13 protein-coding genes and 1 pseudogene are annotated in these 16,129 nt (G+C 68.0%); 8 read left to right on the top strand and 6 right to left on the bottom strand.

Annotation, left to right across the window (positions count from 1 at the left end; all coding sequences use genetic code 11):
• Positions 1 to 569: 569 nt before the first annotated feature.
• The 3 genes from ABZ693_RS04480 to ABZ693_RS04470 form a co-directional block, all read right to left on the bottom strand.
• Entirely contained in the window at positions 570 to 1,328 is a 759-nt protein-coding gene (locus tag ABZ693_RS04480; RefSeq protein WP_359873230.1) for a hypothetical protein, read from the bottom strand.
• Complete coding sequence (locus ABZ693_RS04475) at positions 1,325 to 3,421, bottom strand: hypothetical protein (RefSeq protein WP_359873228.1); 2,097 nt, start codon at positions 3,419 to 3,421, stop codon at positions 1,325 to 1,327. The genes ABZ693_RS04480 and ABZ693_RS04475 overlap by 4 nt, the downstream gene beginning before the upstream one ends.
• 183 nt (positions 3,422 to 3,604) lie before the next feature.
• The gene (locus ABZ693_RS04470; RefSeq protein ID WP_359873226.1) at positions 3,605 to 4,147 is read right to left on the bottom strand and encodes a hypothetical protein; all 543 of its coding nucleotides are present in this window, start codon (positions 4,145 to 4,147) and stop codon (positions 3,605 to 3,607) included.
• Positions 4,148 to 4,720: 573 nt separating this feature from the next.
• Between ABZ693_RS04470 and ABZ693_RS04465 the strand changes: the two genes are divergently transcribed.
• The 3 genes and pseudogenes from ABZ693_RS04465 (at position 4,721) to ABZ693_RS04455 (ending at position 5,887) form a co-directional block, all read left to right on the top strand.
• Entirely contained in the window at positions 4,721 to 5,188 is a 468-nt protein-coding gene (locus tag ABZ693_RS04465; protein ID WP_359873224.1) for a DUF7878 domain-containing protein, read from the top strand.
• 40 nt (positions 5,189 to 5,228) lie between these two features.
• Positions 5,229 to 5,571 (top strand): annotated as a pseudogene (locus tag ABZ693_RS04460) (transposase family protein); the annotation flags it as partial.
• An 82-nt stretch (positions 5,572 to 5,653) separates the two neighbouring features.
• A complete protein-coding gene (locus tag ABZ693_RS04455; protein ID WP_359873222.1) occupies positions 5,654 to 5,887 on the top strand; it encodes a hypothetical protein in 234 nt (77 codons plus the stop codon).
• A 190-nt stretch (positions 5,888 to 6,077) separates the two neighbouring features.
• Here the strand turns inward: ABZ693_RS04455 and ABZ693_RS04450 are convergent, their stop codons facing one another.
• A complete protein-coding gene (locus ABZ693_RS04450; RefSeq protein ID WP_359873220.1) occupies positions 6,078 to 8,093 on the bottom strand; it encodes an ATP-binding protein in 2,016 nt (671 codons plus the stop codon).
• A 345-nt stretch (positions 8,094 to 8,438) separates the two neighbouring features.
• Here ABZ693_RS04450 and ABZ693_RS04445 point away from each other — a divergent pair, with 345 nt between their 5' ends.
• Together ABZ693_RS04445 and ABZ693_RS04440 are read left to right on the top strand one after the other, a co-directional pair.
• Positions 8,439 to 8,576, top strand: a complete 138-nt coding sequence (locus tag ABZ693_RS04445) for a pirin (protein WP_435842340.1) — start codon at positions 8,439 to 8,441, stop codon at positions 8,574 to 8,576.
• 448 nt (positions 8,577 to 9,024) lie between these two features.
• Positions 9,025 to 9,249 (top strand): hypothetical protein, encoded by a 225-nt coding sequence (locus tag ABZ693_RS04440; RefSeq protein WP_359873218.1) that lies wholly within the window; start codon positions 9,025 to 9,027, stop codon positions 9,247 to 9,249.
• 79 nt (positions 9,250 to 9,328) lie between these two features.
• On the opposite strand, the gene ABZ693_RS04435 is transcribed toward ABZ693_RS04440, so the two are convergent.
• Together ABZ693_RS04435 and ABZ693_RS04430 are read right to left on the bottom strand one after the other, a co-directional pair.
• A complete protein-coding gene (locus tag ABZ693_RS04435; protein WP_359873216.1) occupies positions 9,329 to 10,183 on the bottom strand; it encodes an alkaline phosphatase family protein in 855 nt (284 codons plus the stop codon).
• 56 nt (positions 10,184 to 10,239) lie between these two features.
• Positions 10,240 to 12,366, bottom strand: a complete 2,127-nt coding sequence (locus tag ABZ693_RS04430) for an alpha-galactosidase (protein WP_359873214.1) — start codon at positions 12,364 to 12,366, stop codon at positions 10,240 to 10,242.
• Between the two features lie 131 nt (positions 12,367 to 12,497).
• Here ABZ693_RS04430 and ABZ693_RS04425 point away from each other — a divergent pair, with 131 nt between their 5' ends.
• From ABZ693_RS04425 to ABZ693_RS04415, 3 genes are all read left to right on the top strand, one after another.
• Positions 12,498 to 13,688, top strand: coding sequence for an ROK family protein (locus ABZ693_RS04425; protein ID WP_359873212.1), 1,191 nt, complete (start codon positions 12,498 to 12,500; stop codon positions 13,686 to 13,688).
• A gap of 140 nt (positions 13,689 to 13,828) precedes the next feature.
• A complete protein-coding gene (locus tag ABZ693_RS04420) occupies positions 13,829 to 15,112 on the top strand; it encodes an ABC transporter substrate-binding protein (RefSeq protein WP_359873210.1) in 1,284 nt (427 codons plus the stop codon).
• Between the two features lie 5 nt (positions 15,113 to 15,117).
• Positions 15,118 to 16,122, top strand: a complete 1,005-nt coding sequence (locus ABZ693_RS04415) for a carbohydrate ABC transporter permease (protein WP_359873207.1) — start codon at positions 15,118 to 15,120, stop codon at positions 16,120 to 16,122.
• Positions 16,123 to 16,129 lie beyond the last annotated feature (7 nt).

Raw genomic sequence — 16,129 nt, 5'->3', positions numbered from 1 at the left:
TTTTCCGCTCGCCCTGGGCTCCGGAGCCGGGGGTCCGCCGGACTCGGCCGGGAGGCCTGTCGAGTCCCGTGTTCGGGAGCGTGTGACAGGGTTTAATCGGATCGATGCCGGCCTTTTGCTGACTTTATTGACGGGTAGTCAGGTGGAGGGTTCGGCCGCCGCCGGCACCGGACTCAGGGCGTGGAGTAGGGCGAGTATCGCGTCGAGCCAGTCGAGGCTGGTAGCCGCAGGCGGTGAGCAGCGCGCACTGGGCCACCTTGTACGAGGCCCCGCGAGCGCGGCGGGCCAAGTCGGCGATCAGCTCGTCGCCGTCGGCTGATGGGGAGAGTGGGTCGACGACCGCCTTGCCCCAGTCCTGGAGCAGCTCGGCGAGCGAGCGCAGGTAGTCGATCCTTTCAGACAGCGAGTGGTGCCCTGGTGCCCTGCCACCTGGCCTCGTCCGGATGGGTAAGCACGCGGGTCTGACGCCAGGCGACGTCGAACGAGATGCTGCCGCCGCTGGTCGCGGACAGGAGCCAGGCCCGCCAGCTGGTCCGGGGTTGCCAACAGTGCCCGCCACACGGCCGGAGTCATCGGTGCTGCCCATCTCGCTCCGGGGAGCCTGGCCCCTGGTTGGGGGAGGCTGTGGGCGTGGGGACTTGCTCGGCCAGGTCCGGTGCGCCGTAGTCGGTGAACAGCGATCGCAGGGTGCCGAGGAGATCGTCGGCGTCGGCGTCGGAGAGCCGGTTGACGAAGGCGTGGAGGAGTTGGGCGATGACGACCCACCGTGATTGCGGAGCCCACTGCTGGATCTCCCGGATCACGCCATCGACATCCGTTCCCGGAGGGAGCATGCCCAGACGGGACGAGTTCTCCAGCATCAGAAAGATCCGTGCGGAAGCGGGGGAGTGGAGGACCTCCTCGCGCATGAACTGCATGCGGGCCTGGGTCTGCCGCCTCGCCAGGGCATCGAGTTCCAGCTCACGCCCCGCCTGCGCGACCTGTTCCGCGTACAGGCGGGTATCTTCGTCGACGGTCACATCCACATATGCCCAGCTCACCTCAAGCTCGGGCGTCCTGAGCGGCAAGTCGTGCTTGAGCAGATGGTTGATCTCCTGTTCGGCCGCAGCAGGCCGCAGCACACTGTGACGCTCGGCAACCTGCTCCACCAAGCCCCGGACCGTGCGGCCCGCTTGCCCGACAGGAATGCGCGAAGAGGGCGTCGCGCGAGGCACACGCCACTCGACCCGGAACGCCACGGTGAACTCCAGGTTCGGCTGCGAGCTGGTCACCCGGTCCTCGAACAGCTCTGGCGGCTGATTGCGGAGCCCCCACCGAAACAGCTTCATGCCGGCTGCCCGCCACTTCCGGCGCGAGCGGGGCGGTACAGGACGACCGACCGCCTGCGGTCGTGTTCGAGGAGATCGACCAGTTCGTGACGCAGACGCACACGCTCGGAGTCCTCGGTAACCGACGGGACCGGCTGCCACAGATACAACAAGTCGCGCAGCCGGTGACGGGGGTGACTTCCTCCGGCCCGGCCCTCTGTGTCCACTGCGCCGCGCAGCACGTGGAAGACGACGGGCCGCTGCTCCGCATGCTCGGCTGCGGCATCCATCCACTGGCCGACTGCCTCGGCCAAGCCGTCCTCTGGAGCGGCCGGGTCCAGCAGAGCACGCCATCCTGCGGTCAGGTCGTCAGTGGAGAACTCCGCATCGCCTTCACCAGGGCTCAACAGAGCGGGCAGCTTGGCCTCGGCCTGCGATCGGAGCGTTGCCAGCGCGAGGAAGCAGCGGCGGCCGGCTTCCGCCCGGGACGGATCCTGCGAGCACCACTCCACGACCGAGCTGAACAGCGTCGACCGGACTGCGGCGTCGTCCCACAGATTGCGGACCGCGGCGTCCAGGGAAGCCCGGACGTCGTCGTGAACGGTCTCCGCCGCATGCCGAAGTCGCCGGAGTGCCTTTCCGGTGTGCCGTCGGCCGAATTCACCGGCGCATACCTCCACCGCCAGCTTCTGTAGGGCCGCACCATCTTCGCTGGTGTTCTTTGACCAGGACAGGAGTACCTCGTGCAGGAAACGGCCCATGGTTGGATGGAGCGCAGCTGCTGAAACGAGGTCAACGGCTGTCGGCCATAGGAGGAGATCCTTGTGCCACGCCAGGACGACTTCCTCCAGCGGCTTGGGCTTCTCATGACGCACAGCCCACCGCACCGCAAACGCCCCGACCCGGTTGGCGAGCAGCAGGCGGTCCTCCGACGTGAAAGTTTCCAGGAGCGACGTCGCCTTTGCTGTGGGGGCCTTTGCCATCCAGCGCAGAAAGCCGTTGCGCGCCATCGGTCGGTCGATCCAGAAGTAGCTGAGGGCAGCGTCGTCCCAACCAGGCTTGGAGAACTGGACTGTGTCGTCGTCTGTTAGTTCCGCCTCGATCGAGTGGACCATTTCGATCACTCCCGGCGCCCCCTGCCCCGAGAGATTCACCGCCTCGGCCTTGGCCAGATATTTGGCCAGCAGGGCCGTCTGGGCGTACACATGCGCTACTGGAGCGTTCCTGAACATGGCCGCCGTCAGCAGGAAGTTCCGTTGGAAACTGGTCCGCCCCTCCCGGCTATGCCACTCCAGCAACTGGGAGCGCCAGCTCTTGCGCGCCGACACGACAGCGTCAACTTGCCGAGAGAACGCTTCTTCGCCGCTCGATTCCCCCGTGTGTGGGGGCTGGGTGGCCTTGACGATCAGGCTGACCACCTCCAAGGCGCCAGAAGGCCCCTGGCCTTGAAGAAGGTCCTTGATCCTTTGCTCGCCTACCCACCTGGAGACATCCAGTGAGGGAGCCTCGGCTCTGAGCCACGAGGCGGCGATCTTCTCGGGTTTGGGTAGTTTCAACGGTGGAACTACGCCGGGCGGTGCACCGCGGCCGATACGGGCCCACTGCTCAGGGGTGGTCAAAACGACTAGCTGAGATTCCCGGCCGGCCAAGATGGACTGAATCTTTCCCAGAGTCGCGCCGAAGTCGTCCGCGACAGCAAACTTCTCTTCATCCGCTGGGAGTTCCAGCAGATATCCGGTGTTCTCTTCTACTGGCAGCCGATGGACCGGGAACCGGTCCGTCCCCCCGAAGCTCAACGGTCCGACCCGTGCCTTTGTGATCTTCCGTAAGTCGGCGAGCAGAGCCTGTGCGATGAACGACCTTCCCGCGCCCGGTTCACGCAGGAGCACGAGTGTCGCCCCCGACCTGGCGAACCGGTCGAGCGTCTCCCCGTAGCCCTCTGGCGGCGCGAACACAGCCCGTACCGTGTCAAGGTAGGCGTCAGGAAGTTCGGAGTGCTCCAGCATCTGCCCCAGGACCGCAGTGAGTTTCACCCCCGTCATCTCACCGAAATTGAACAGAGCCTCCTGTCTGAGATCCGCAACGGCTCGGGCCAGTGCCAGGACCTGCTCCACGCCGGGCAGTTGCCCGTCTGCCCCGATTGTATCCGCCACGTGCTCTGCGGGCCGTGGGATCTTTGGCGTCTCGACCTCAGGGCTCTCCCCGTCCGGGAGATTCGTGTATTCCCCGGGCTCACTCGAATTCATGTAACTCTCCAGCGCAGTTTCCTGTGCGGTCAGGAATGCCTACCTTGAGCATCATCCGAGTTCCTCGATCTCGGCTCCGACGATTTCCGAACCCGGATGGACAGTCTTGACCTTCTGGTGAATCCCCACATCGGCCGTACCGGCTACACGCCGCGCCTTCAGTGCCGTCGCGCTGCCGTGAACGTCGTCGAGCTCCTGCTCGATCCGAACTCCACTCGTCGGACGGCTCTCTCCGTGGAACGTCAGCCGGCGCCCCTCGATGGCCTCCAAGGTGGAGCGCAGGCCGCCCAGGTTGCCCATCAGTCGTCCGTCGTCAGCCCGGATCAGCTCCCGGTGCTCGTTGTACGTGCCCAGGATCTCGGTCAGCATTTCGAGCCGCTGGATACGTTCCGGCGTCAGGGCCGAGTCGTCGAACGTCAGCGGCCCGGGGTCGCCTACCACGACCGCGGGGACCGGCTCCGGCTCGCCATGCTCCGAACCCTCGCGGCGCGCTGCCCGGCGATCCAAGACCGCCGCAGCCCGGCCGTAGAGGAATCCGAACGCTTGCGTGAGGGCAGATACTGCGAGCACAGGGAAATCGAAAACTTCGCTCAACTTTAAATCCCCCTAGGTCATGCCGGATGTTGCCTCGGATCATCTCCATGCAGATTCTGACGGTACTGATGGCGTGTGATGGGTGAAGCGTAAGGAATGACCGAAAATCTGCCATGATTCAAAATCGAAAATTTACACCAATCCGTGATTGGGATCCTGTAGAACGCGGGGCGCCGCCGTGGGTAAGGGCTGTTCCGTAAACGATCTCGATCTCAGGGGCGTCGGGGGTGGTCAGGGTGATCGCCGTAAGGTGACGCGAGGTCGAGCAGGTCATTGCATGGCCAGGGCTCGCCGTCGTACTGACAGTCATCGCGGTTGTCCCACGGTAGTTCGGGGTCGCCCGTGGCAGGACTGAGAACTCCTAACGGAATGACCTCGTGGCGCATGTTGGTGAGCGCGGTTGGTACCGTCCCACCGTGACTTTGACTGACCTGCGGGATGGCTTCGCGATGACGAACAGCGGCAGTGCGTCCAAGCGGTCGTGCGCAGTCGCCTAAGGGTTGTCCCGTTAACTGGAGCTGAGCGGGGCGCCTGGTATGGGTTGATACGGTTGTCCATATTTAGGCTGCCTGGATGGCCAGGAGCCTTAGGTCTCATGGAGGCCAGGCCGTGCGGTTCGTCTGCCGGAACTTTGGGCTGTCGGACATGCCGCGACGCGGTCTGACCCCGCAGGAGGCCCCCTCGGAGGTTCTGCTGCTCGACATCGAGGCAGATCTGTCCATCTGGGAGCAGGGGCAGGAGGTGTGGTCCGAGGCGATGTTTCCCGTGGCCGAGCTGGCGTACCACCTGGCGCTCTGGCTTCGGAGCCCGGCTGCCGGCCATGAGGACTTCGAGCTTGACTCCATGCAGGCGGAGGAAGGGCTGATACGTATCGTGAGCGTTGATGGGGGCTGGCAGGTGGGCTCTGTGTTCACGCCGGATTTCTGGACCTCACCCGTCGCCTGGGATGTTCTCGTGGCGGAGATCGAGCAGTTCGATCGCTCTGTGCGTGAGGGCGTTGCCGCGATAGGCGTTGACCCCGCCTTCATCCCAGAGCCCTGATGTTGTTCTGACCTGACCGTCCAGGTGAAATGATCACGATGTGGCTGGTGTGATCACGGCGTCGGAGCCTTCCTGGATAACCCCCTTCACCGGGCTCAACCCACGGCAGTTCGGCAAACTGGTAACCGTGCTGCGACGCGCAGGTGCGGACGCGGTCTGCAAGGGCCAGCCGTGGAGCCTTCCCCTGGAGGACCGGGCACTGCTGGTACTGGCGCACGAACCTCACGATGCGGCAGCTCGCGCCGCTGTTTGGGGTGTCGAAGTCGGCGGCGGACCGCATCATCGACCATCTCGGGCCGATGCTCGCGCTCCGCCCCCGCAAGCGGTTCGCCAGGGATGCCGTGCTCATCGTCGACGGCACCCTCGTGCCCACCCGCGACCACAGGGGTTCCCCTATGTGTTTGGCCAAGGTCCAAGGCCAGTAGGTTCGTGCGGTCAGGGGTGGGCCGAGCCGTAGGGGTATGCATGAGCGATAGCCAGGTGACGATCAAGCTCACGAGTGACGAGGCACTGGTGCTGTCGCACTGGCTGGAGAAGCTCCAGATGACGGACCTCAGCCGCGTTGTCGACGATCAGGCGGTCTGGGCGCCGATCCATCGGATCGTCGGAACGCTCGACAAGGCACTTCCTGAGCTGTTCGCATCCGACTATCACGAGCAACTTGAGGCGGCTCGTCAGCGGCTTCGGTCGGAGGAGTGATCGAGCAGTCCGGACTCCTCACTGACGCGCCCTCTGAGACAGCGACCGGAGCTGACGATGCGGCGGATCACCGACCCAGGCAGGTTCCCGAGGTGCGACCACAGTGCCTGCGCGGCCGGACCTCCCCGTGTAGCGGGGCGACCATAAAGTCTCAGGTCCGTGGCTTGGAGCTCTGTCGTCGCGCCTACTTTCACACCAGATCCGCTGTTGCGTCCATCGAGCCCGAGACGCTGGCTCCGGTATCGTCTGTCTGCCCTTCACGCGGAGCTGGAATCAGAGCGTCCGGAATGTACGGGAGATGGGAGTGACGCAGGTAGTCGATCGCCTGCTCGACTGACGGGTCATGGTCAAAATGCTCCTTGAAGTACTGCAGGCGGCCCTTGCTCTCATCGATCAGCTCCGACCACGTCTTGACCCAGACGCGGACGGTGTATTCGTTCTCCTTCAGATCCCAGATGCACCCCCGGGGCCTGCCCGCCTGCCTGGCCTCCGCTCTCAGGACCTTGCTCATCTCTGAAGTGACGAGCCAGAAGTCCCACTCGGCCCTGACGTCCGCGAACTGGGCGTCCTCGACCACGGCCAGCGCATAGCTCTTGATCTGCTGGAGCTCCCTGTCACCCGCCTTGACCTTGGGCGCCTTCAACTCCACGACCAGATGCTGCTGCCGGTCGTGCTCGCGCCTGGACCTCGACAGCATGAGGTCGACGATCCCCACCGATCCGTCCTCCCGGTACACGGGCTGAGGGCTCCGGTTGCCGCGCCCGAGAAGGTCGAGGTGGCGATCGAGCACCTGGTCGAGGGAACGATCGCTCACGAGCAACTGGTAGTGCTCGCCGAACACCCACGTCTCGTTCTCAAGGATCTTGTGAAGCTGCGACCTCTCCTTGACGAGCTTCTTGACCTCCGGATCGAAGACCATGTGCGAGAGGGCCGCGAGGAAGTCCAACCTGTCAGCAACGCTCGTGGACGCCCTGATGATGCTCGACAGACTCGTACGATTCAGCAGGCGATCGAGCTCCGACTTGTCGTCGCTCGTGAGGCGGAAGACCTCGTCGAGGATCCGGTTCACGTTGCTCGGCTGGTGCTTGACCGATTCGCGCAGCAGGGCGAGCGTGGCCCTCTGATGCTTCGCCGGCCGAGGCATATGGCGGTGAATGGTGGATGCCACGATGTCGAACGTCTCCCGCTCGACCTTCTCGGCCTCACTCGTAGGCTCAGTGTCGTACGGGTAGAGGCCGGCGTGCTTCCACTGGTCGACCACCTCCTTGCGGCGCTCCACGGCCCGCTGCCGGAAGTACGACCTCAGGTGTTCCCGCGTGGCGGCCAGAAGCGATGCCACCGGACCGTCGGAGGCTTCACCCAGCAGGAAGTCACCCCGGTGCTCCGTCATCCGGTCCCAGAGGACATAGGTGGTGAAATCGAAACCGGGCGCCTGGATCCTCGTCTCAGTGATGTCGACGGGGACGCCGAGGGCATCGCACAGGTGGAGCTCGCGTTCCACCCGCATGTCCCATTCGATGATCCGGACGACAGCGGTCTCCATAGCGCCGTTGTGCTCGAACTCGATGCGTTCCTCAGCGTGTTTCTGGATGACCGCGGTGGGGTCGATCTTCTCCCCGTCGAAGACGATCTCGACCCTGGGATACCTGGCCAGGTACGGAGCGAACTCCGTCGTCAGCAGACTCCGCGCGCGATCGGCGGTGAGGCGGTCCAGAACCACCGACTGCCGACCCCAAGCCTCGACCAGTGTTCCCGTCGGTTCCTCCGTGGACGTGGAGTCGCCGATCTGGAAGTCGTTGCGCGAGGCGTTGTGCGCCGTCACCGTTGTCTTCTGCAGGCCGTCAATTCCCTTGGCAACGGTGGTCCACCTGATGAAAGCACCGAGGGCGAACGCGCGCAGACGGCCTTGGCCAGCACGGCCGTGCAAGGGGCGGCCGCCGACCGTGGTGTGGCTGTGCTTCTTCCACGAACCACCGATCTTCTCGAAAGCGGTCGTGCAACCCTCAGGGGTGATGCCCTCCCCGTCGTCCGCAATCATGACCTTGTCCACCGCACCAGTGGCCGACCGCTCGATGGTGATCGCGACCTTGGTGGCGTCCGCGTCCAGCGCGTTCCAAATGAGCTCCTTCACGGCTCCCACGGGATCGTGCTCTCTCGCCAGGCGCTCGACATGGTCTTCGGCCGCTTCCAGGTGCACACGTCTCATCGCGCCAGTTTTGCAGGGCTTGATCACTCTGGGTAGAGGGCCTGTCAGCTCTTTGTCAGGTCCTCCGCTGGCTCGGACGTACGCCACCGCCGGTCAGGGCGTCCCCCCTCAGCCTGGCGAGAGGCGGTGTCGGAGCTGTCACCGGCAGTTCTGCGCTCCCGTCGGGGCGCGCCGAGTGGGGGGACCGGTTATCGGTTCGGTGAGCCGGGCTGACCAGCCCCCACCTCAGGGCCACGGGGGCAGGCGGGGGCGGTCCCGTCACGGCGGCCCAGTTCGCAGCGTGACGCTGACCGGCATGCTTGGGCCAACTGGCGATTTACGGGTGAATCGGGCTACCCAGAGGCAATGCCAATGATCCGCCAGGCGCGGGAGGACTGGATGGCGGGCGACCGCTTCGGTGAGGTGAATGGGTACGACGGAGGCCGGCTGGACGCGGCGGAGGTCCCGGCCACCCCGCTCAAGTCCCGGGGCCGGGTGCGCTGACCTCTTCAAGGGTCGGTGCCGGCTATGCCGTCTCGCTCCGAGGCCACTGGCGTGACAGGGAGGGACCTTACCGGCCTTCGGCGAGGAGGGTCCGCTCCCAGGTCCCGCCGTCCTCGGGATGTGGGATGCGGCTCCTCGATTCTCGGAGTGCGGGCGCCTGTGGCAAGGTCAGCCCGGATGGATGCCGACCAGCTCGACGCCGTCGGAGAGGGCGGCCGGCGCCTCCTGGTGGGCCGCGCTCCCGCGCGCCGCGACGGCCTGCTTTTGGCGCACCGCCGAGCCTGGTGAGAGACCGCTCTTGGCGGAGGAGGCAACTGCCGCCGATGGCCTACCAGACCTTCGCATGGGGCACGCATCCGTTCTTACGACCGAGCCCCCGGCCCGCACCGCACCGCACCGGACCACAGGAGGATTGGCCCACCTGCGGGTCCCGGGGCACGCTGGGAGCGTGAGCGGTGCGCCGATCGTCGTGCACCGGCCCTCCGACTCGGGCGGCCGGAGGGTCAGCGTGCACAGCCACGGCCAGGACGAGGTCCTCGGCACCGCCTACAGCGACCACGACGTGGCCGTGTTCCTCGAAGGCGCCGGCATCACCGATCCCGAGAACATCTGGGACGATCCGCAGTGGGTGGAGTGGAGCGGCGGCCGCGCCCACGACTTCACCGCCGCCTGACGTACGAGGCACAGGGGGCGGGCAGGTCGGCCGGGCCGGGTCCGTCCGAGCGGCACACCCCCGATGACGGGCCGGCCTCTCATGTACCGAAAGGGGAGCCGTCCAAGGTCCAGTGGGGATCGGGCGTGATGCCGAGGGCGGTGTACACCTGGGCGGCCACGTCGGCGTGGTGGAGGACCGGCGGGGCCGCGTCGGCGGACAGGCCGGGGCCGCACGCGGCGATCCAGGCCGTGCGTTCCTGCGGGCTGCGGCCTCCGTGGCCCCCTTCGTCGCGATGGCCGTGGTCCGTGACCACGATGACCGTCCACTGCTCGTCCGCGTACGCGGGGCGGCGGCGTACCGCGGCGAGGAGCCGGCCGAGGCGGGCGTCCGCTGCCTCGATCGACGCCCGGTACTCCGGACCGCAGCCCAGGAAGTGCGCGGTCTCGTCGACCGCGCCCAGGTAGACGAAACCGGCGTGGAGGTCCTCGTCCAGGCCGATCAGGTGTTCCGCGTCGGTGGTCACCCGCCCGTCCGCCTCCTCCCACCCCTGGGGGGTGTCCTCGCGGGGAGCGACGTATCCGAGCCGGGTGGGGGCGACGAAGAGCGGGCCGCCCTCCTGGGCGAGGAAGAGGGGCGCCCAGCCCCCGACGGCGAAGGTGCGGAGTCCGCGGTCGGCGGCGAGCCGGGTCGTGAAGTCGGGGAAGACGTCGAGGCGGTTGCCGTGCAGGCGATTGCCCCACACTCCGTGCTTGGCGACGCCGACACCGGTGACGATGGTGGCCCAGCACGGGCCGGACATCGTCGGTGTCGCGGAGTCCACCTCGACCGGTGCCAGGAAGCCCGCGCGGGCGATCGCGTCGAGGTGCGGGGTGTGGAGCTCGGGGAGCAGATCGAGGCGTACGCCGTCGATGCCGACCACCAGGACGTGGGGAGTGTCCGGTGCGGTGTCCATGGGCGGATCCAAACGTCGTGGGTGGGCTGAGCGGGGATGCGGAGGAAGGTCGGGATTCACGGGCCGATACGGCGGAGCCGGATCAGGATGCTGGCGTAGTCGCCGTCGGGGAGCCGGGGGTCGATGCCCCGGCTCGCCAGGACGGCGCCGCTGTGCACCTGGTTCAGGTCCGGGTCCAGGTAGCGGGCTCCGGGGTCGAGCGCGGGCAGCCGGACCGGAGCGGGCGCGTGCCCGAAGCGCGTCGTGGGGCGCCAGACGAGGATCGCGTGCTCGCTGTCGTCCGGCGCCGCGTAGTGGACCGCCGAGACCGGGCCGTCGAAGGCGACGCGGTACTGGTGTCCCCGCTGGACGAGCGGGCGGATGCGCTTGTACGCGGCGACGAATCCGGCGGCCTCCTTCAGATCCCCGTCGGACCAGGACGTCAGGTCCCCGCCGATCCCCAGCGCCCCCGCCATGGCGACGTGGAAGCGGAACCGCAACGGGGTGCGTCGGCCCGTGGCGGGGTTCGGGCTGTCCGTGACCCACGCGGCCATCGCTCGGGCGGGGAAAAGCTGGGAGAAGCCGTGCTGGATGCCGATCCGGTCGACCGGATCCGTGTTGTCGGAGGTCCAGGCCTGGTCGGTGCGGGCCAGCATGTCGAGGTCGACGCGTCCGCCGCCGCCCGCGCACGCCTCGATGCCCAGGCGAGGGTGCGCGGCACGGAGCCGGTCCATGATCCGGTGCACGGCCCGGGTGTGCTCGATCCAGAGCCGGTCGGGGTCGGGGTGGCCGTCCCAGCCCGCCTCGGTGATGGGCCGGTTGGCGTCCCACTTGAGCCAGTCGACGTCGTTGTCGCGGACCAGGCGGTCAAGGGTCTCCTGGGCCCAGGCCTCCACCTCGGGCCGGCCGAGGTTCAGCATCAGCTGGTTGCGCAGTTCGGTCGCGTCGAGCCGGCCGGAGTGGACGACCCAGTCCGGATGCGCCCGGTACAACTCGCTGTCGCGGTTGACCATTTCCGGCTCCACCCACAGCCCGAACCGCATACCGAGGCGGTGCACCTCGTCGGCGAGCGGGCGCAGCCCGCGGGGGAAGGCTTCGGGGCGAGGTGTCCAGTCGCCGAGACCGGACCGGTCGTCGCGGCGGGTGCCGAACCAGCCGTCGTCCAGGACGAAGAGCTCCGCACCGAGCCTGGCGGCCCGCTGCGCGAGGCGGATCTGGCCGGCCTCGTCGACGTCGAACCCGGTGGCCTCCCACGAGTTGTAGAGGACCGGCCGGTCGCGGTCGGGCTCCGGCAGCACCTGCCGGCTCACGTACGCTTGCCAGGTGCGACTGGCCCCGCCGAAGCCGTGGGGCGTGTAGAGACCCGCGTACACCGGGGTGTGCAGGCTCTCGCCGGGTTGCAGGGTCCAGCTGACTCCCTCGTGGCCGAAGCCGCCGGTCCAGATGGTGCGGCCGACCGGATTGCGGTGGACCGTGACGCGCCAACTCCCGCTCCACGCGAGCGCGGCGCTCCACACCTCGCCCCGCTCCTCGCTCGCGGTCCCGTCTTCGATGGCCAGCCAGGGGCTCGCCTGGTGGCTCGTGATGCCCCGACGACTCGTCAGAACCGTCTCGGCCACTGGCAGTCTGTCCCGTTGGAGCTGAAACTCGCTGTTCCAGCCGCCCACCAGATGGCTGAGCCGGTAGTCGGCCAGCGGGGGAGCGGTCCAGGAGGCCGAGTCCAGCCGGTCGACGGTGATCGGATCGGGTGATCCGTCCGCCGCCCCGGTGTGGGTCAGCTCCGTCCACCGTTCGACGACATCGGTGTCCGACCGTACGCGGTAGCAGAGTTCGGCCCGCAGCGGGCGGCGGCGGTCCTCCAGGCGAAGCCGCAGTTCGCCGCCGTCCACGCGGTGACCGGCGAAGTGCCACTGGGCACCGCGGGTGCCGTCGGCGAAGCGGACCTGGAGGCCGGCCGGTCCGAAGCGCGCCCCGGTCTGCGGCGCGAGCTCGTCGGGCGCGGCGTCCGCCTCGAAGCTGCTTGCGGCGGGTGAGACCGCTTCCGGCAGAGCGGCCAGGGCATCGGTGTCCAGCGGCGCGCCCCAATGGACGTGTCGGGGAATGCCGTCGGGGGCGACGCGGAGCGCGTAGACGCTGTGGGGCGTACGCAGAACCGCGAGGCCGCGGCCGGGATCGAAGGTGACGAGCGGGTGCGTGGCGAGCACGGACGGTCCTCTGACGTGAGAAGTGAAGCGGGGCCCCTGGAACCGGGCACAGAAGAGGGCCCGAGCGTAGGGGAGCCCCAACTCCTGAATCAATACTGGAAGAAGTTATTTATTTGCTCTATGTTGCACCCGTGTTTCGACATCACGCCCAGCCTCTGGTCAGTGCACCTGCCGAGACTGCGGTCCTCGCCCTGCTCCTTGCGGAGGGACCGCTCAGCAGAGTGGAACTGGCCCGCCGCACCGGGCTCTCCTCGACGGCCGTCACCAAGGCGGCCCGCCCGCTCATCGACGACGGGTACCTGTACGAACTCCCACCGGAGCGCACCGCACCCGGGGCGGGCCGGCCGGTCAACCCGCTTGCGGTGGCTGCCGACAGGGAGTACTTCATCGGAGTGAAGATCAGCGCCGACCAGGTCTTCGGCGCCGTCTGCGACCTGCGGGCCGGCATCCGGGCCACAGCACTCCGCTCATTGAGCGAGTGCACGCCCGAGGCCGTCGTCGCCCTTGTCGCCGGGCTGGTCGACGAACTGCTCGACGCCGGCCCCTCGTTCCGGGACCGCACCCGCCACCTCGGCGTCGCGGTGAACGGGGACGTGGACCGCGACAGCGGCACGCTCCGCCGCTCCGGCCTCCTCGGCTGGCGCGACGTTCCGATCGCCGAACTGCTCTCCGCCGCCACCGGGTTGACGGTCACCGTCGAGAACGACGTCCGGGCCCTGACCGTCGCCGAGCACTGGTTCGGCGAAGGCATCGGCACCGGCTACTTCGCGCTGGTCACCATCGGATCGGGCATAGGCTCCGCCCTCGTCGTCAACGGGCACCTCCTCCGCGGGGCCTACGGTGTCGCGGGCGAGGTCGGGCACATCTGTGTCGACCCGTCCGGGCCGCGTTGCCGGTGCGGCGCGCGCGGCTGCGTCGAGGGGATCGCCTCGACGGACGTGATCCTCGCCGAGGCCCGCGAACTCACCGCCGATCCGGACCTCACGCTGGAGAAGGTCGTCGGCATGGCTCGCGACGGCCACCCCGAGTTGGTGGAGCGGTTCGCACGGGCCGGACGTGCCATCGGCGTCGGCATCGCCACCCTGGTCAACGTCGTCGGCCCGGAACGGGTCGTCGTCAGCGGTGAGGGAGCCGACGCCTACGACCTGCTCGGCCGCCACATCCAGGACGCGTACGCCGCGCACGTCTTCGGCGCCGCGTCCCGCTGTCCGCTGTCGCTGCGACCGCTTCCCTGGGAGGAGTGGGCCCGCGGTGGCGCGGCGGTGGCGATCCAGGCCCTCTTCCCGCAGCCCCCGGCGACCGCCACGATCGGCGCCGGCTGACCGGCGCGGCGAAGCCGCCGTTCCCCAGCCGTCGCACACGACCCCCCGGCCGCCGCCCTCTTCTGCCGGCAAGCACTGACGAAGGCGCCGACCAGGGAGCACATCCGCCCTGCACACACCCTCACAGAAGGACATGGGACATGAGCGCACGCAGAACCGAGCTTAGCCGACGCGGGTTCCTCACCGGCTCGCTGCTCGTCGCCGCCGGAACGGTCCTGACGACCGCCTGCAGCACCGACCCCACGGGCGGCTCGGCCTCCGGGGCGAAGACCACCCTCAACGTCTGGTACCACGCCTACGGCGAAGCCGGCACCCAGCAGGCCGTGCTCCGCTATGCCAAGGAATTCACCAAGGCCAACCCGGACATCGCCGTCAAGGTGACATGGGTTCCCGGAGACTACGCGAGCAAGCTCAACGCGACCCTGCTGACGGACTCGGCCCCCGACGTCTTCGAGATCGGCGACTTCAGCGAGGCAATGGTCCGGCGGGGGCAGATCGCCGCGCTCGACGACGTGTACGGCAGCGCCAGAAGCGATTTCAACGCCAACGCCATCAGTTCGGTCACCGTCGACGGCAAGCTCTACGGCGTCAAGGAGATCGACGATGTCATCATGCTCTACTACCGCAAGAGCGCCCTGTCGAAGGCCGGGATCACCCCGCCCAGGACCTTCGACGAGCTCGCCGCCGCGGCGAAGGCCCTGACCACCAAGAAGCAGAAGGGACTCTTCGTCGGCAACGACGGCATCGGCGACAGCGCCGGCAACGCGGTCTGGTCCAACGGTGGTGACCTCGTGACCCCCGACGGCAAGGTGGCGTTCGGGTCTGCCGGGGCACTGGAGGCGATCACCGCCCTGAAGCGCCTGCATGACGACAAGTCGCTGCTGCTCGGCTTCACCACCGACTGGTGGGACCCCGCGGCCTTCACCCAGGGCGTCGTGCCGATGCAGTGGTGCGGCCTGTGGGCGATGCCCGCCATCGAGAAGGAGCTCGGCGACGACTTCGGCGTGCTGCCGTGGCCCGCCTTCAAGGCCGGAGGCGCCCCTGTCGTACGGGTCGGCGGCTGGACCAACTGTGTCAACGCCAAGGGCAGGAACCTGGCGGCGGCGAAGAAGTTCACCCAGTGGCTGTGGGTCGAACAGTCCGCCCTCCAGCGGGACTTCGCCGAGAGCTACGGCTTCCACGTCCCGCCGCGCAAGTCCGTCGCGGCGTCCGCGAAGAAGCTCTCCGCCGGCGCCGCCAAGGAGACCGTGGGCCTGGCCGAAAAGTACGGCAAGCACAACCCGGGAACCTGGGAGCTCGCGGTGAGCAGCGCCTTCAACGCGGCGGCGGCGAAGATAGCCGGCGGGCAGGGCGACCCGGCCGCCCTCCTCGCCGACGCGGTGAAGAAGGCCCAGCGCGAGATCGACAAGCAGCTCGGCCGGTGACACCGATGAACTCGGCGACCGCCACCACGCTGAAGCCCGAGCGCGCCGGGCGCCCCGCGGTCATCCCGCGGGGCGCCGCCCGCGCCGGCCGGACCGGCCCCGGCCGGCCCCGCGTCGGCCGGTCCGGCTGGATCGCGTTCGTGCTGCTCACCGCGCCGATGCTCATCGGGCTCGGCATCTTCAAGTACGTCGCGATCGGCTGGAGTTTCCTCCTCAGTCTCAGCGACGCGCGCGGCTCCATCGCCCTCGGCAAGTGGGTCGGACTCGACAACTACCAGACCCTCCTGTCCGACCAGGCCTTCCGCAGCTCGCTGCTCCAGATCCTGCTCTTCACCGCCTTCATCGTGCCGGTCACCTTCGCCGCCTCCCTGGGGCTCGCGCTGCTCGTGCACCGGATCCGGCGCGGCCGGGCCCTGCTTCGTACCACGTTCCTCATCCCGGCGGCCGTCTCGTACGTCGCCGCCGCTCTGCTGTGGAAGATGTCCCTGTTCAACGGGCTGCCGGCGGGCATCGCCAACATGATCGGCGGATGGTTCGGAGCGGAACCGGTGGCCTGGCTGCAGTCCACCTCGCCACCGCTCTACTGGGTCGTCCTCGTCACGCTGCGCCTGTGGCTCCAGGTCGGCTTCTACATGGTGCTCTTCCTGGCCGGGCTCCAGGCCATCCCCAAGGAGGTGTACGACGCCGCCTCGCTCGACGGCGCCGCCGGCCGGCGACTCCTCACCGGGATCACCCTGCCCATGCTGCGCAACACCTCCGTCGCCGTGCTGATGCTGCAGTTCATCGCCGCCTTCCAGGCATTCGACGAGTTCTACAACCTGTTCAACAGCGGCCTCTCCGGCACCGGAACCGCCCCCGTCCAGACCCCGCTGATGCACCTCTACGACACCGCGATGGGCAGCCAGAATTACGGCCTCGGCTCCGCCGGAGCCTTCGTGCTCACCGCCCTCATCGTCGGAGTGACCCTGATCCAGGGCCGGCTCACCGGCTTCGGCAGGAGCGGAGAATGAGAAGCGC

The organism is Streptomyces laurentii (assembly GCF_040635425.1).
Classification (GTDB): Bacteria; Actinomycetota; Actinomycetes; order Streptomycetales; family Streptomycetaceae; genus Streptomyces; species Streptomyces laurentii.
This window is presented reverse-complemented; position numbering and strand designations above follow the sequence as displayed.